General features: G+C 66.4%; 8 protein-coding genes. 7 read left to right on the top strand and 1 reads right to left on the bottom strand.

Features of this window, described 5'->3' with window-relative positions:
- Positions 1-35 precede the first annotated feature (35 nt).
- From guaB to rpoD, 7 genes are all read left to right on the top strand, one after another.
- On the top strand, positions 36-1,511 hold the full coding sequence (gene guaB / locus B5G43_RS06925; protein ID WP_087259746.1) for an IMP dehydrogenase: 1,476 nt from the start codon (positions 36-38) through the stop codon (positions 1,509-1,511).
- Between the two features lie 86 nt (positions 1,512-1,597).
- On the top strand, positions 1,598-4,936 hold the full coding sequence (locus B5G43_RS06920) for a PD-(D/E)XK nuclease family protein (RefSeq protein ID WP_087259745.1): 3,339 nt from the start codon (positions 1,598-1,600) through the stop codon (positions 4,934-4,936).
- Between the two features lie 15 nt (positions 4,937-4,951).
- Positions 4,952-6,388, top strand: a complete 1,437-nt coding sequence (locus B5G43_RS06915; RefSeq protein ID WP_087259744.1) for an alanine/glycine:cation symporter family protein — start codon at positions 4,952-4,954, stop codon at positions 6,386-6,388.
- Positions 6,389-6,418: 30 nt separating this feature from the next.
- Entirely contained in the window at positions 6,419-10,018 is a 3,600-nt protein-coding gene (gene addA / locus B5G43_RS06910) for a helicase-exonuclease AddAB subunit AddA (protein ID WP_087259743.1), read from the top strand.
- An 89-nt stretch (positions 10,019-10,107) separates the two neighbouring features.
- Positions 10,108-11,112 (top strand): deoxyguanosinetriphosphate triphosphohydrolase, encoded by a 1,005-nt coding sequence (locus tag B5G43_RS06905; RefSeq protein ID WP_087259742.1) that lies wholly within the window; start codon positions 10,108-10,110, stop codon positions 11,110-11,112.
- Between the two features lie 33 nt (positions 11,113-11,145).
- Positions 11,146-12,912, top strand: coding sequence for a DNA primase (gene dnaG, locus B5G43_RS06900; protein ID WP_087259741.1), 1,767 nt, complete (start codon positions 11,146-11,148; stop codon positions 12,910-12,912).
- 76 nt (positions 12,913-12,988) lie between these two features.
- On the top strand, positions 12,989-14,215 hold the full coding sequence (gene rpoD, locus B5G43_RS06895) for an RNA polymerase sigma factor RpoD (RefSeq protein ID WP_087259800.1): 1,227 nt from the start codon (positions 12,989-12,991) through the stop codon (positions 14,213-14,215).
- A gap of 67 nt (positions 14,216-14,282) precedes the next feature.
- On the opposite strand, the gene B5G43_RS06890 is transcribed toward rpoD, so the two are convergent.
- The gene (locus B5G43_RS06890; protein ID WP_087259799.1) at positions 14,283-16,664 is read right to left on the bottom strand and encodes a phosphoketolase family protein; all 2,382 of its coding nucleotides are present in this window, start codon (positions 16,662-16,664) and stop codon (positions 14,283-14,285) included.
- Positions 16,665-16,871: the final 207 nt, after the last annotated feature.

The following is a 16,871-nucleotide window of genomic DNA, read 5'->3' as shown; positions in this document are numbered from 1 at the left end:
AAAATAGGAAAAATTTTAGAGATAGGAGATGCACCATGGTCAACACAGACGCCAGCCAGAAGTTTACCAAGCAGGGGCTCACCTTCGACGATGTGCTCCTCGTCCCCGCCGCGAGCAGCGTGCTCCCCGCGGACATCGACCTGACCACCAAGCTCACCAAGAAGATCACGCTGAACATTCCCTTGATGAGTGCCGCCATGGATACGGTCACCGAGTCCCGCATGGCCATCGCCATCGCCCGTGAGGGCGGCATCGGCATCATCCACAAGAACATGACCATCGGCCAGCAGGCCGAGCAGGTGGATATGGTCAAGCGCTCGGAAAACGGCGTCATCACCAACCCGTTCTGGCTGGCGCCCGGACACACTCTGGCCGAGGCGGATGAGCTCATGGCCAAGTACCGCATCTCCGGCGTGCCCATCTGCGACAACGGAAAGCTGATCGGCATCATCACCAACCGGGACATGAAGTTCGAGACCGACATGAACCAGCTCATCGACAACGTGATGACCAAGGAGAACCTGGTCACCGCCCGGGAGGGCATCACGCTGGAGGAGGCCAAGGACATCCTGCGCCGCCATAAGGTCGAGAAGCTGCCCATCGTGGACGAGAACTTCCACCTGAAGGGCCTCATCACCATCAAGGACATCGAGAAGGCCACCGTGTACCCCAACTCCGCCCGCGACGAGAAGGGCCGCCTGCTGGTGGGCGCCGCCATCGGCGTCACCTCCGACGTGCTGGACCGCGTGTCCGCTCTGGTGGACGCCGGCGCCGACGTGCTGTGCCTGGACTCCGCCCACGGCCACAGCCACAACATCCTGGAGTGCGTCAAGCGCATCAAGGCCCTGTATCCCGACGTGCAGCTCATCGCCGGCAACGTGGCCACCGCTGAGGGCACCCGCGCCCTCATTGAGGCGGGCGCGGACTGCGTGAAGATCGGCATCGGCCCCGGCTCCATCTGTACCACCCGCGTGGTGGCCGGTATCGGCGTGCCCCAGATCACCGCTGTGTATGACGCCGCCTGCGTGGCCGCCGAGTACGGCGTGCCCGTCATCGCCGACGGCGGCGTGAAGTTCTCCGGCGACATCGCCAAGGCCATTGCCGCCGGCGCCAACGTGGTCATGCTGGGCTCCCTGCTGGCCGGCTGTGAGGAGTCCCCCGGAGACACCGAGGTCTACCAGGGCCGTCAGTTCAAGGTCTACCGCGGCATGGGCTCCCTGGGCGCCATGGCCAAGGGCTCCAAGGACCGCTACTTCCAGCAGAACAACAAGAAGCTGGTGCCCGAGGGCGTGGAGGGCCGCGTGCCTTACAAGGGACTCACCGGCGAGACCATCTACCAGCTCATGGGCGGCCTGCGCGCCGGTATGGGCTACTGCGGCTGCCCCACCATCGCCGACCTGCAGCAGAAGGCCCAGTTCATCCAGATCACGGCCGCTGGTCTGCGTGAGAGCCACCCCCACGATATCTATATCACCAAGGAAGCGCCCAACTACACGGTCAATCCCCAGTAACCGGGGAGAGAGAACAGGCCCGCGCCAGACAGCGCGGGCCTGTCGCGCGTTCTGTACACCGTCCACGAGAGGAGGACCTGATTCCTATGCTGAAACTGCTCCTGGGGCGCTCCGGCGCGGGAAAGAGCGACGCCCTCTTCGCCCGCATCGCCCAACATGGACCGCAACGGCCCCAGATCCTGATCGTGCCCGAACAGCACTCCCACGACAGTGAGCGCCGCCTGTGCGCCCAGGTGGGGCCGGAGGCCTCCCGGTTTGCGGAGGTGCTGTCCTTCACCCGGCTGGCCGGGCGGGTGTTCGACGTCAGTGGCGGGGGCGCCGCACCCACCCTGGATGCGGGCGGACGGCTGCTTTTGATGTACGCCGCCCTGCGCCAGGTGTCCGAGCAGCTCTCGGTCTACCGCCGTCCCTCCCGGAAGCCCGCCTTTCTGGCCGGGCTTTTGTCCACAGTGGACGAACTCAAGAGCTGCCGCATCACCCCCCAGGCCCTGTGGGAGGCCGGGGAGGAGGCCGGCGGCGGCGAGGGGGACAAGCTCCGGGACATCTCCCTTCTCTTCGGGGCCTACGAGGCTCTCACCCAGCGGCAGGGGGCCGACCCCCGGGACCGGCTGACCCGCCTCTCCGCCGCCCTGCGGGAGAGCCGCTGGGCCGCGGGGATGGACTTCTACCTGGACGCCTTCACCGACTTCACCCCCCAGGAGCGGGAGGTGCTCTCGGTCCTGCTGGGCCAGGCGAATTCGGTGACGGTGGCCCTCACCTGCGACCACCTGGAGGAGACCGAGGGGGGAGGGGGCGTCTTTTCCCCCGCCCGGCGCACCGCCCGGCAGATCCTCCGTCTGGCGGAAGAGGCCCGCACCCCGGCCCAGGTGGAGGTGCTGGAGGAGATGGCCCGGCAGCGCCTTCCCGCCCTGGCGGCGGTGGAGGCATCCCTCTTCGCCCCCCAGCCCGCCCCACCGGTGGAAAACAGCGAGGGGCTCGCCCTGTACGCTGCCCACAGCAGCGCCAGCGAGGTGGAGTGGGCGGCCAGCGAGATTTTGCGCCTGGTGCGGGACAAGGGATACCGCTTCCGGGACATCGCGGTGACCGCCCGTTCTATGGAGGACTACGGCCCCCTCATCGAGACCATCTTCCCCCGCTACGGCGTGCCGGTCTTTCTGGGGCAGATGAGCGACATCCTGCAAAAGCCGGTCCTCGCCCTCATCACCTCCGCCCTGGCGGCGGTGGCAGGGGGCTACCGGTATGAGGACATGTTCCGCTATTTAAAGACCGGTCTCACCGACCTCTCCGAGGAGATGCGGGACCGGCTGGAGAACTATGTGCTCACCTGGGACATCCGGGGGAGCCGCTGGACCCGGGAGGCCCCCTGGGACTTCCACCCCGGCGGCTACGGCCTGAAGTGGACCGACGAGGCCCACGCCCAGGTGGAGGAGCTGGACCAGGCCCGGCGGCAGGTCATCGCGCCGCTGGAGAAGCTCCGCGCCGCCGGGACCCGCACCGGAAAGGACCACGCTGCCCTTCTGTACGACTTCCTGGTGGAGGTGGGGCTCCCCCAGCGGCTGTTGGAGCGGGAGAACGCCCTGCGGGAGCGGGGCGAGCCCGCCCTGGCCGACGAGTACCGGCAGCTCTGGGACATCCTCTGCGACGCCTTGGAGCAGTGCGCCCACACCCTCAGCGAGGTGGTGATGGACCAGGAGGAGTTTGCCAAGCTCTTCCCCATGGTGCTCTCCCAGTACGACGTGGGCACCATCCCTGTGTCCCTGGACCGGGTCCACGCCGGGGAGATGCCCCGCCTGGCCCACAAGCCCTGCCGGGCGCTGCTGGTGCTGGGGGCCCACGACGGGGCCATCCCCCAGGCCGCCCCCGCCCCCGGGCTTTTGAACGACGACGACCGGAGCCTGCTGGCCTCCTTCGGGCTGGAGCTGGCGCCCACTCTCTCGGATAAGCTCTACCGGGAGATGACCATTCTCTATGAGACCCTGGCCATCCCCTCGGACTACTGCGCCATCAGCTGGCCGGAGGGGGGGAGCGGCGGCGAGGAGCTGCGCCCCTGCTTCCTGGTGGGGCGGCTCAGAGGGCTCTTCCCCGCCCTTCGGCCCCGGCGGGAGGGCCCGCCGGTGTTCCGGCTCTCCGCGCCCCGGCCCGCCCTGCTCTGTGCCGGGCGGTGGAGCGACGTGGGGGCCACCCTCCGCGCCATGCCGGAGTACGCCCCCCGGGTGGAGCGGATGGAGCGGGCGGCGGCCCTGGAGCGGGGCCATCTCTCTCCGACGGCGGTGGCCGCCCTGTACGGCCGCCGTGTGCCCATGTCCGCCTCCCGGATGGATAAGCTGAAGTCCTGCCACTTCGCCGATTTCATGCAGTTCGGCCTGAAGGCTAGGGCCCGGAAGCCCGCAGGCTTCCACGCGCCGGAGTACGGCGAGTTCGTCCACTTCGTGCTGGAGCAGGTGCTCCGCACCCTCACCGGCAACGGCGAGTACGCCGTGGAGGCCCCCGAGCGGGAAGAGCTCCACGCCCTCACCAAGACGGTGGTGGACCGCTATGTGGCCGAGCGCCTGGGCGGCCTGGAGGGGGAGACCCCCCGCTTCCGCTACCTCTTCCGGCGTCTGCTGCGGACGGTGTACGCCGTGGTGGACAACGTGGTGGAGGAGCTGGCCGTCTCCGACTTCCAGCCCATCGCCTTCGAGCTGGGCTTCGGCAGCGACAAGGACCTGCCCCCGGTGCAGATCACCGTGGACGGCGTGACGGTGAGCCTGTCCGGCTTCGTGGACCGGGTGGACGGCTGGGTGGAGAACGGCAAGCTTTATCTCCGTGTGGTGGACTACAAGACGGGCAAAAAGTCCTTCGACCTCACCGACATCTGGAACGGCCTGGGGACGCAGATGCTCATCTACCTCTTCACCCTGAAAAAAGAGGCCCGGGACCGCTTCGGCGGGAAAGAGATCGTCCCCGCCGGCGTGCTGTACCTCCCCGCCCGGGACGCGGTGGTGGCGGGCAGCCGGGCCATGACCGAGGCTGAGCGCCGCCGGGCCGTGGACCAGGAGCTGCGTCGCAAGGGCCTCATCCTGGACGAGGAGCCGGTGCTCTCCGCCATGGAGCACCCCGGGAGCGCGGGCATCCGCTTCCTCCCGGTGAAGGTGTCCAGCCGCACCGGGGCCATCACCGGCGACGCCCTGGTGTCTGCCGAGCGCCTGGGCAAGCTGGAACGGCACATCGGCCGCCTCCTGCGGGACGTCGCCGGAGAGCTGGCCGCCGGAAATATCGCCGCCGATCCCTTCTGGCGGGGCCCGGAGCGCAACGCCTGCCTGTGGTGCGACTACTCCGCCGCCTGTCACTTTGAGGACGGCTACGGCGGCGATCACAAGCGCTATCTCCCCACCGTGCGGGGGGAGGACTTCTGGCGTGCGCTGGAAGAAACGGAAAACGTATAAAGGAGTTTTGAAAACATGACGTGGTTTGGCGCCATGCTGAGCAATTTAAGTAATTTCCTCTACACCTATATCCTCATTGGCCTGCTGGTGGTCACCGGTCTGTGGTTCACCATCCGCAGCGGCGGCGTGCAGTTTCGCCTCTTTCGGGAGGCCCTGCGCATCCTGGGCGAGAAGAAGAAGGACGGCAAGGACATCTCCTCCTTCCAGGCCCTGATGATCTCCACCGCCTCCCGGGTGGGCACCGGTAACATCGCGGGCGTGGCCACCGCCATCGCCGCCGCCACCGCCATCGGCGGCTACGGCGCGGTGTTCTGGATGTGGCTGCTGGCGGTGATCGGCTCCGCCTCCGCCTTCATCGAGAGCACCCTGGCCCAGCTCTATAAAGAGAAGCACGGGGACGACTGGGTGGGCGGCCCGGCCTACTATATCCAGAAGGGGCTGGGCAGCCGCAAGTGGGGCGTGGTGTTCGCCGTGCTTCTGATTGCCTGCTTTGCTTACGGCTTCAACGCCCTCCAGGCCTTCAACGCCGGCTCCGCCCTGGAGTACTACCTGCCTGGATACAGCGAGAGCATCTGGCCCGTGGTGGTGGGCGGCGTGCTGGCCCTGCTGACGGCTGTGAGCATCTTCGGCGGCGTGCAGCGCATCAGCGCCATCACCTCCGGCCTGGTGCCGGTGATGGCCGCCATCTATATCGCCCTGGGCCTCTTCATCACCATCAAGAACATCGGCCAGGTGCCCGCCATGCTGGGCCTCATCGTCTCCCAGGCCTTCGACCCCAAGGCCATGTTCGCCGGACTGGGCGCCTCCTGCATCATGCAGGGCGTGAAGCGGGGCCTCTACTCCAACGAGGCGGGCATGGGCTCTGCCCCCAACGCGGCGGCGGCCGCCGACGTGTCCCACCCGGTGAAGCAGGGTCTGGTGCAGATGCTCTCGGTGTTCATCGACACCATCCTCATCTGTTCCACCACCGCCTTCATGCTCCTCCTGTCCGGGGTGCCCATCGACCCCAATCTGAAGGGCATGAACTATGTCCAGGCCGCCGTCTCCGCCCAGGTGGGAGAGCTGGGGCCCCTGTTCATCACAATTTCCATTTTCCTCTTCGCCTTCAGCTCCCTGGTGGGCAACTACTACTACACCGAGAGCAATTTCAAGTTCATCAAAAACTCCCGTCTGGGGCTCAACATCTTCCGCTGGACCTGTGTGGCGGCGGTGTTCGTGGGCGCCCAGATGGACTTCTCCACCGTGTGGGACCTGGCCGACGTACTCATGGGCCTGATGGCCCTGGTGAACCTGGTGACCATCCTGCTGCTGGGTAATCAGGCCCTCACCGTGCTGCGGGACTACTGCGCCAAGCGCAAGGCCGGGAAGGACCCGGTATACCGGGCCTCTGAGGTGGGCCTGGGCAACGCCGACGTGTGGAATGAGGCCCACGCCCAAAAGTGGGAAAACTGACAGCCCCTTGATCGAAGGAGGACGACAGCCATGGCCTTTTCTCTGACAGACGAACAACAGGATGTAGTGGACAACCGGGGGGGAGGCCTCCTGGTGTCGGCGGCGGCGGGCTCGGGCAAGACCCGGGTCCTGGTGGAGCGCCTGGTGGACCGGGTGGAACAGGAGGGCCTGGATGTGGACCGCTTCCTGGTCATCACCTATACCCGGGCGGCGGCGGCAGAGCTGCGGGGCCGCATCGTGGAGGAGCTGACCGAGCGCCTGGCCCGCAGCCCGGAGGACGGCCACCTGCGCCGCCAGGCCACCCTGGTCTACAAGGCCCAGATCTCCACCATCCACGCCCTGTGCGCCCAGATTTTACGGGAGCAGGGGCACCTGCTGGACCTGGAGCCCGACTTCCGCCTTCTGGACGAGGGGGAGGCGGGGCTCCTCATGCAGGACGCCCTCACCGACGTGCTGGAGCGGCGGTATGAGACCATTCAGGAGGGGGACGACTTCTCCCTCCTGGTGGACACCATGTCGGCGGGCCGGGATGACAGCAAGCTGGAGCAGATCGTGCTGGACGTGCGCGGCCGGGTGCAGAGCCACCCGGACCCCGCCGCCTGGCTGAACGAGCAGGAGCAGACCTTTGCCCTGGAGGGGGTTACCGACGCGGGAGAGACCGTGTGGGGCCGCCTTCTCCTGAAAGACGCCGCCCGTCAGGCCCGCTACTGGGCCGGACAGATGGCCCGGGCGCTGGACCTGTGTGAGTGTGACGACACCTTTGCCGCCAACTATTCTCCCAGCCTGTCCGCCACCCTGGATGGGCTCAACGGCTTTGTGAAGGCGGCGGAGACCGGCTGGGACGCCGCCTGCGCCGCCCTCCCCATTCCCTTCCCCACGCCGGGGCGCAAGCGGGTGAGCGGAGGCTGCACCGAAATGGATCAGGTGAAGGACCTGCGCACCCGCTGCAAAAAGCGCATGGAGAAGCTGGCTGAGGGTTTTCAAGACTCCAGCGCCGACCTGCTGGAGGATCTGCGGGCGGTTTACCCGGCGGTGAAAGCCCTCTTTGATCTGGTGCGGGACTTTGAGGCGGCGTATACCGCCGAAAAGCAGCGCCGGGGCGTGCTGGACTTCTCCGACCTGGAGCACCTCACGGTGCGGCTCCTGGCGGGACCGGAGGGCCCCACCGAGCTGGCCCGGCAGCTCTCCGGGCGGTATGACGAGATCATGGTGGACGAGTTCCAGGACACCAACGCCGTCCAGAACGCCATCTGTACCGCCCTCTCCCGGGACGGGAAGAACCTCTTCATGGTGGGCGACGTGAAGCAGTCCATCTACCGCTTCCGCCTGGCCGACCCCACCATCTTTCTGGAAAAATACCGCACCTTCCGCCCCTACAAAGAGGCCAAAGAGGGGGAAGAGCGGCGGATCACCCTCTCCCGGAACTTCCGCTCCCGGCCTGAGGTGCTGGAGGGGGCCAACTACCTCTTCCGGGGCCTCATGTCGGAGGAGTTCGGCGAGATGGACTACACCGACGACCAGGCCCTCTACCCCGGCCGGAAGGTGGACGAGCCCCTGGACCCCAGGTACGCCGTGGAGCTCTCCGCCCTGGACCTCTCCGACGAGGCGGAGGACGAAGGGGAGAAGTCCAAAGAAGAGCAGGCCGCCAAGGTCCCCAAGGATCTTCAGGAGGCCCGCTTTGCAGCCCTGCGCATCCGGCAGCTGCTGGACGAGGGCTTCCCCATCCCGGAAAACGGCGAGGACCGCCCGGTGACCGAGGGGGACATCGTTATCCTCCTGCGCTCTCCCGGCACGGTGCTCCACCACTACGCCCGGGCTCTGGGCGAGCGGGGCATCCCCTGGGAGGCCGAGGGCGGTAGCGACTTCTTCGCCTCCACCGAGGTCCACGTGGCCCTCTCCCTCCTCCAGGTGGTGGACAACCCCCGGCAGGACGTGCCCCTCATCGCGGTGCTCCGCTCGCCGGTGTACGGCTTCACTGCCGACCAGCTGGCCGCCATCCGGGCCGGACATAAAGACCTGGACTACTTCGGCGCGGTGGAGGCGGCGGCCCAGGAGGGAGATTCTGCCTGCGCGGAGTTCCTGGCGGAGCTCTCCGCCCTGCGCTTCGGCGCCGGGGACTTGAGCTGCTATCAGCTCCTGTGGAAGCTCTACGACGGGGCCAACCTGATGGGAGTTTTCGGGGCCATGTCCGACGGCGAGGAGCGGCAGGCCAACCTGCACCTTCTGGCCGATCTGGCCCGCCGCTTCGAGGGGGCCGGGCACAAGGGGCTCTTCGGCTTCCTCTCCTACCTCAGCGGGCTCCAGGCCCGGGGGGAGCGCATTGCCGCCCCCGCCGCCGGCGGAGGGAGCGGGGTGCGGATTCTCTCCATCCACCGCTCCAAGGGCCTGGAGTTCCCGGTGGTGCTGCTGTGCGGGCTGTCCCGGCGGCTCAACCGGGAGGACGTGCAGCGGCCCATCCTCTTCCACCCCAAGCTGGGCGTGGGCCCCAAGCGGCTGGACCTGAGCCGGGGCGTGGAGTATCCCACCCTGGCCCGCCGGGCGGTGGCCCGTCAGCTGGAGTACGAGATGATGGCCGAGGAGCTGCGCCTCCTCTATGTGGCCATGACCCGGGCCAGGGAGAAGCTCATCCTGTCCGTGGCCCTCACCGGCGGCGGGAAGGACATCGCAAAGCTCCTCCCCGACGCGGGCTGTCCCGCCGCCCCCCAGGCTCTGGCCGACTGCGCGTCGGTGGGCCAGTGGGTGCTGCTGCCGGTGCTGTGCCGGAAGGAGGCCGCCCCCCTGCGGGACGCCGCCCTGGGCTCCGCGCCCCCGTCCTTTGTGGACCCGGGCCCCCAGTGGGACATCCGCTGGGTGAAGGGGAGCACCCTGGCCGCCCCGCCCGGCCGCCGGGCGGCGGAAGAGGAGGCCGCCCTGGGGACGGTGGATCAGGAGCTGCTGAGACGCCTCTCCTGGACCTATCCCCACGCGGCCGACGTGGCCATCCCCTCGAAAATCACCGCCACCCAGCTCAAGGGCCGGGAGCGGGACAAGGAGGCCGCCGACCAGGCGGGCAACGGGACGGCTGTGACCTCCACGCCCGACCTGCGCCGCCCCCGCTTCGCCCAGGAGGAACAGGGCCTCACCCCCGCCCAGCGGGGCTCCGCCCTTCACCTGGCGCTGCAATACCTGGACTTTCAGCAGACGAAAACCACCGCGGAGATCAAAGCGGAGGTCCAGCGCCTGGTGGACCGGGCCTTCCTCACCCCCGAGCAGGGCACGGCGGTAGACCCCCGGCCCATCGCGGCCTTCTTCGCCTCTCCTCTGGGGAAAGAGGTGCGGGAGGCCCCCGATCTGCGCCGGGAATTCAAGTTCTCCCTCCTGACCCCCGCCCGCCGGGTGTGGCCCGAGGCCGGGGAGGGGGAGGAGGTCCTCCTCCAGGGCGTGGTGGACCTCTTCTTCGAGACGCTGGAGGGCATCACCGTGGTGGACTTCAAGACCGACCGGGTCAGTGAGCAGACCGTGCTCGCCCGCGCCGAGGAGTACCGCGCACAGATGGAGACCTATTCCGGCGCTTTGGAGCAGATCTTTGGGAAAAAAGTGGTCCGCCGGGTGCTGTGGTTCTTTGCCCTGGGCCGGGGCGTGGAGGTATGAAAAAAATTTTTTGAAAAAAGAAGGATTTTTCCGACCGGCGGCGTATAGAGTATATGAGCCTATCTTTCCGGCGAAAGGGGGAACGGCCCATGACCGTGCGGGAACGCACCGAACAGTGGGAGAAGGAGCGCCTCTCTCCCGGAGCCTGCCGCGCCGCGGAGAGCCGGGGAAGGGCACGGCCGCTGGAGCCCTGCCCCATGCGCACCGCTTTCCAGCGGGACGTGGACCGCATCGTCCACTCCAAGGCCTTCCGGCGGCTCATGCACAAGACCCAGGTCTTTCTCGCCCCCGAGGGGGACCACTACCGCACCCGCATGACCCACACCCTGGAGGTGACCCGCATCGCCCGCACCATCGCCCGGGGCCTGGCCCTCAACGAGGACTTGACCGAGGCGGCAGCCCTGGGCCACGATCTGGGGCACACCCCCTTCGGCCACGCCGGGGAGCGGGCGCTGAACAGCATCCTGCCCGGGGGCTTTGAGCACAATATGCAGTCCCTGCGGGTGGTGGAGCGGTTGGAGGGAGACGGCGAGGGATTGAACCTCACCTGGGAGGTGCGCAACGGCATCCTTTGCCACACCGGCGAGGAGCAGCCCGCCACCCTGGAGGGGAAGATCCTCCGGCTCGCGGACCGCATCGCGTACATCAATCACGACATCGACGACGCCATCCGGGGCGGCATCCTGTACCCCATGGACATCCCCCTGAAGCCCTGTCAGGTGCTGGGGTTCACCCATGGGGAGCGGATCGACACCCTGGTCAGCGATGTCATCACCCAGAGCGCCGGGAAAAACGACATCGAGCAGTCGGAAGAGTGCCATACCGCCATGGCGGAGCTGCGGGCCTTCCTCTTCGACGCGGTGTACCACAACCCGGCGGCAAAAGGGGAGGAGGGCAAGGCGGAGGATATGCTCTGCCGCCTCTTTGAGACCTACCACGCCGACCCTGACCGGCTGCCCGACGAGTTCCAGGACATCCGCTGGAACGAGGGGGTGGACCGGGCGGTGTGCGACTACATCGCCGGGATGACCGACAAGTACGCCGTGGAGCAGTTTATGGCTCTGGCGGTACCCAGGGCGTGGACGGTAAAATAACGGACCTAGGGCCGACAGGGGAGGTGAGACCCGATGGCCATACCCGAGGCCTTTTTGGACGAGCTGGTGGCCCGGAACGAGATCTCCGACGTGGTCTCTTCCTATGTCCACCTGACCCGAAAGGGCAACAATCTGTGGGGCCTTTGCCCCTTCCATAACGAAAAGACCCCCTCATTTTCGGTTTCCACCGACAAGCAGATCTACCACTGCTTCGGCTGCGGCAAGGGCGGCGGGGTGATCTCCTTCATCATGGAGATCGAGAACCTCCCGTTTGTGGAGGCGGTGCGCCTCCTGGCCCAGCGTTCCGGGATGGAGCTGCCCGAAAACGGGGAGAATGAGGGGTACCGGCGGAGAAAAGAGCGGCTGCTGGCTCTGAACAAGGAGGCGGCCCGCTTTTTCCACCAGCGGTTGCTGTCCCCCCAGGGGGCGGCGGGGGCGGAGTACCTCTTCGGGAAGCGCAAGCTCTCCAAAGGGGTGGTCACCCGCTTCGGGCTGGGCATGTCCCCCGACGGCTGGGACGGCCTCATCACCGCCATGATCGCCAAGGGGTACACCAAGCGGGAGCTGCTGGACGCGGGCCTCGCCGTGGACAACAAGAAGGGCCGCATCTATGACCGCTTCCGCAACCGGGTCATGTTCCCCATCATCGACCTGCGGGGCGAGGTGATCGGCTTCGGCGGGCGGGTGCTGGACGGCTCCGAGCCCAAGTACCTCAACTCCCCCGACACCGTCATCTACAACAAGAGCCGCAACCTCTTCGCCCTCAACCTGGCCCGCAAGAGCAAGCAGGGGCGGATCATCCTGACCGAGGGGTACATGGACACCATCTCCCTCCACCAGGCGGGATTTGACTGCGCGGTGGCCTCCCTGGGCACCTCTCTGACCCAGGAGCACGCCCACCTGCTCTCTCGCTACACCAAGGAGGCGGTGATCGCCTACGACGGCGACGGCGCGGGTGTGAGCGCCGCTCAGCGGGCCATCCCCATTCTGGAAAAGACCGGCATCCAGGTGAAGGTCCTCCAGGTCCGGGGGGCCAAGGACCCGGACGAATTCATTCAGAAATACGGCCGGGAGGCCTTTCAGAAGCTCATCACCGGCAGTGAGAACCATATCGAGTACCGCCTGCGGCAGATCCAGACGAAATACAACCTGGAGGACGACACCCAGCGGGTGGACTTCCTGCGGGAGTGCGCCGCCATGCTCGCCACCCTCCCCAGTCCGGTGGAGCGGGAGGTGTACGGCGGCCGGATGGCCGCCCTGGCCGGGGTGAGCCCCGAGACCATGGCCCAGGAGATCAAGCGGGAGGGGGAGCGCCGGCTCCGCCAGGCCAAAAAGCAGCAGGAGCGGAAGGAACTGACCCCCGCCATCCAGCTCCAGCCCAAAAACTACGGCATCCGCTACGAAAATCTCCGCTCCGCCCGGGCGGAGGAGGGGGTTTTACGGCTGATGCTGCTGGAACCGGACCTGTTCCGGGACATGCCGGATCTGAAGCCGGAACAGTTCTCCAGCCCTCTGCTGGGGAAGGTATACGCCCTGCTCCTCCGGCGGTTGGAGGAGGGGAGAAGCATCCAGCTCTCCACACTGGCGGCGGAGCTGGAGCCCCAGGAGATGAGCCATCTGGCCTCTATCCTGGAGCAGCCAGAGTCCCTGCCCAACAGCCGGCAGGCGCTGCGGGACTACATCGCGATCATACAGACCGAGGCCCTCAAACGGGGCGGGGACGGGGAACTGGACCCGCTGCTGGCGGCCCGGAACAAATTCAGAGAAAAAAAAGCCTACGGAGGAAACGGACATGAGTGAGAAGAAAGCAGCGGTTTCCAAGAGCGAAAAGATCACCCCCAGCGAAGCGCAGCTGGAGGCCGGACGCCAGGAGATCATGAAGGTGGTGGAGGGCGTCCCCGGCGCGGAGAAGCTCAGCGAGCTCATCGAGCGGGGCAAGAAGAAGGGTAAGCTGTCCGCCGGCGAGCTCATGGACGTGCTGGAGAACCTGAATCTCGAGACCGACCAGATGGACAAGATCTACGATACCCTGGAGAACCTGGGCATCGACACCGCCGGCGAGGACTACCTCCCCGACCTCAACGACGACGTGGTCCCCCCTATGGAGGAGCTGGAGGAGATCCCCGAGGAGGAGATCGTGGACCCCAACACCCTGGTGGACTCCTTCGGCATCGACGACCCGGTGCGCATGTACCTGAAGGAGATCGGCAAGGTGAACCTGCTCTCCCCCGACGAGGAGGTGCGGCTGGCCCAGGATATGGGCGCCGGCGCCGCCGCCGAGGAGCAGTGGGCTGAGATCGAGAAGGCCCGCAAGAACGGCGAGGACTACCCCCTCACCCCCGAGGCCGAGGCCGAGATCCGCAAGGCCATCAAGCGGGGCAAGGCCGCCAAGCAGCGTCTGGCCGAGGCCAACCTCCGTCTGGTGGTGTCCATTGCCAAGCGCTATGTGGGCCGCGGCATGCTGTTCCTGGACCTGATCCAGGAGGGCAACCTGGGCCTCATCAAGGCCGTGGAGAAGTTCGACTACACCAAGGGCTATAAGTTCTCCACCTACGCCACCTGGTGGATCCGGCAGGCCATCACCCGTGCCATCGCCGACCAGGCCCGCACCATCCGCATCCCCGTCCATATGGTGGAGACCATCAACAAAGTGATTCGGGTCTCCCGCCAGCTCCTCCAGGAGCTGGGCCACGACCCCACTCCCGAGGAGATCGCCGCCGAGATGAACATGCCGGTGGACAAGGTGCGGGAGATCCTGAAGATCGCCCAGGAGCCGGTCTCTCTGGAGACCCCCATCGGCGAGGAGGAGGACTCCCATCTGGGCGACTTCATCCCCGATGAGGACGCCAGCGAGCCCTCCGAGGCCGCCAGCTTCACCCTGCTGAAGGAGCAGCTGGTGGACGTGCTGTCCACCCTGACCCCCAGGGAGGAGAAGGTGCTGAAGCTGCGCTTCGGCATCGAGGACGGCCGCACCCGCACCCTGGAAGAGGTGGGCAAGGAGTTCAACGTCACCCGTGAGCGTATCCGCCAGATCGAGGCCAAGGCCCTGCGGAAGCTCCGCCATCCCTCCCGCTCCAAGAAGCTGAAGGACTTCCTGAACTAAACAAAAAAGACCGGCGCGCCCGAAGGCGCGCCGGTCTTTTTATGCTTTTCAGAGGAGAAAGAAGTGCTTATTCCAGGCCCTTGCCGCCGTTCCACTTCCAGTTGCGCACCTCGGGCAGGTCCACGCCGTTGGTGGTGATATACTGCCGGTGCTCCACCAGCTTGTCCTTCATCTCCTGGATGAGGAACGCGCCGCGGTTGCCCAGCTGGGGCAGACGCTTGACGGTGTCGATGACCAGATCGAAGCGGTCAATGTCGTTCTGTACCCGCATGTCGAAGGGGGTGGTGATGGTGCCCTCCTCCTTGTAGCCGCGCACGTGGAGGTTCTTGTTGTGGCGGCGGTAGGTCAGCTCGTGGATGAGGGTAGGATAGCCGTGGAAGGCGAAGATGATGGGCTTGTCCACGGTGAAGAGGGCATCATAGTCCTCGGCGGTGAGGCCGTGGGGGTGCTCGGTGTGGGGCTGGAGCTTCATCAGGTCCACCACGTTGATGACCCGGATCTTCAGCTCGGGGAGATACTTGTGGAGGATGGTCACGGCGGCCAGCGTCTCCAGGGTGGGGGTCTCGCCGCAGCAGGCCATGATGACGTCAGGCTCCTCGCCCTGGTCGTTGGAGGCCCACTGCCAGATGCCGATGCCATGGGTGCAGTGCTTGATGGCCTCGTCCATGGTCAGCCACTGGGGCCGGGGGTGCTTGGAGGTGATGAGGACGTTGATATAGTTCCGGCTGCGGATGCAGTGGTCAAAGCAGGAGAGCAGGCAGTTGCCGTCGGGGGGCAGGTAGAGCCGCACCACGTCGGACTTCTTGTTGGCCACGTGGTCCAGGAAGCCGGGGTCCTGATGGGTGAAGCCGTTGTGGTCCTGCTGCCAGACGGTGGAGGAGAGGACATAGTTCAGCGAGGCGATGTCCTGCCGCCAGGGGAGCTGGGAGCAGACCTTGAGCCACTTGGCGTGCTGGGCCACCATGGAGTCCACGATGCGGCTGAAGGCCTCGTAGCTGGTGAAGAAGCCGTGGCGGCCGGTGAGGAGGTAGCCCTCCAGCCAGCCCTGGCAGGTGTGCTCGGACAGAAGGGCGTCCATGATGCGCCCATCGGTGGCCAGGAACTCGTCCCGGTCGGAGCACTCGGCGTTCCAGCACCGACCGGTCTCCTGGAACACGGCGCCCAGGTCGTTGCTCATGGCCTCATCGGGGGCAAAGACCCGGAAGTTGCGGGCCTCGGCGTTGCGCTTGATGACGTCGCGGACGAACTTGCCCAGCTCCACCATGTCCTGGCCCATCACCTCGCCGGGGGCGGGGACGGACACGGCGTAATCCCGGAAGTCGGGGATGCGCAGGTCCCGCAGCAGGAGGCCGCCGTTGGCGTGGGGGTTGGAGCCCATGCGGCGGTTGCCCTTGGGGGCCAGGGCCTGCAGCTCGGGGATGAGGGCGCCGCTGCGGTCAAAGAGCTCCTCGGGGCGGTAGCTCTTCAGCCAGTTCTCCAGCTGCTTGAGGTGCTCCGGATGCTCCGCATCCATGCTCAGGGGCACCTGATGGGAGCGGAAGGAGCCCTCCACCCGCAGCCCGTCCACCTCCTTGGGGCCGGTCCAGCCCTTGGGGGAGCGGAACACGATCATGGGCCAGCGGGGCCGGGAGGTGTCGCCGTTGGTGCGGGCGTTCTGCTGGATGCGCTCGATCTCGCGCACCGCCCAGTCCAGGGCGGCGGCCATCTGCTGGTGCATCTTGATGGGCTCGTCCCCCTCCACAAAGCGGGGGGTCCAGCCGCAGCCCTTGAAGAAATCCTCCACCTCGTCGTGGGTGATGCGGGCGAAGAGGGAGGGCGTGGAGGTCTTGAAGCCGTTGAGGTGCAGAATGGGCAGCACCGCGCCGTCGGTGAGGGGGTTGAGGAACTTGTTGGAGTGCCAGGAGGCGGCCATGGGGCCGGTCTCGGCCTCGCCGTCGCCCACCACGCAGGCGGCGATGAGGTCGGGGTTGTCGAACACCGCGCCGAAGGCGTGGGACAGGGAGTAGCCCAGCTCGCCGCCCTCATTGATGGAGCCGGGGGTCTCGGGGGCGGCCTGGCTGGCGATGCCGCCGGGGAAGGAGAACTGCTTGAACAGGCGCTTCATGCCCTCGGCGTCCTGGCTGATGTTGGGGTAGATCTCGCTGTACGTCCCCTCCAGATAGGTCTGGGCCACCAGGGCGTTGCCGCCGTGGCCGGGGCCGGAGATATAGATCAGATTGAGGTCGTACTTGGTGATGATGCGGTTGAGATGGGTATAGATGAAGTTCTGACCCGGAGCGGTGCCCCAGTGGCCGACGATGGTCTTTTTCAGATGCTCCGGCCGGAGCGGCTCCCGCAGCAGGGGATTGTCCAGCAGATAGAGCTGTCCCGCAGCCAGGTAGTTGGACGCGCGCCAATAGGCGTCCAGCTTGCGCACGGTCTCCGGCGTCAGGGGACCCTTTTTCGACATGCGGGTGGACGTTTTAGAGATGGCCTTGGGGGTGGCGGATGCCTTTCGAGCCAAACTAACGACCTCCTTTTTCATTTTACTACGCTGTTATTATATTCTTAATCACAGGAAAGTCAAGCTAAAACGGAAAAAAAGGGAAATGTAACCACAGAATAGCCCGTTAAAGCGACAGAAATGCGTTAAGCGTGGCATAAGAGAAAAGCCGGC

It is taken from the genome of Flavonifractor sp. An92 (genome assembly GCF_002159175.1).
GTDB lineage: Bacteria > Bacillota > Clostridia > Oscillospirales > Oscillospiraceae > Pseudoflavonifractor_A.
Note: the sequence above shows the minus strand (reverse complement) of the source record. Positions and strands in the feature narration are given on the sequence as shown.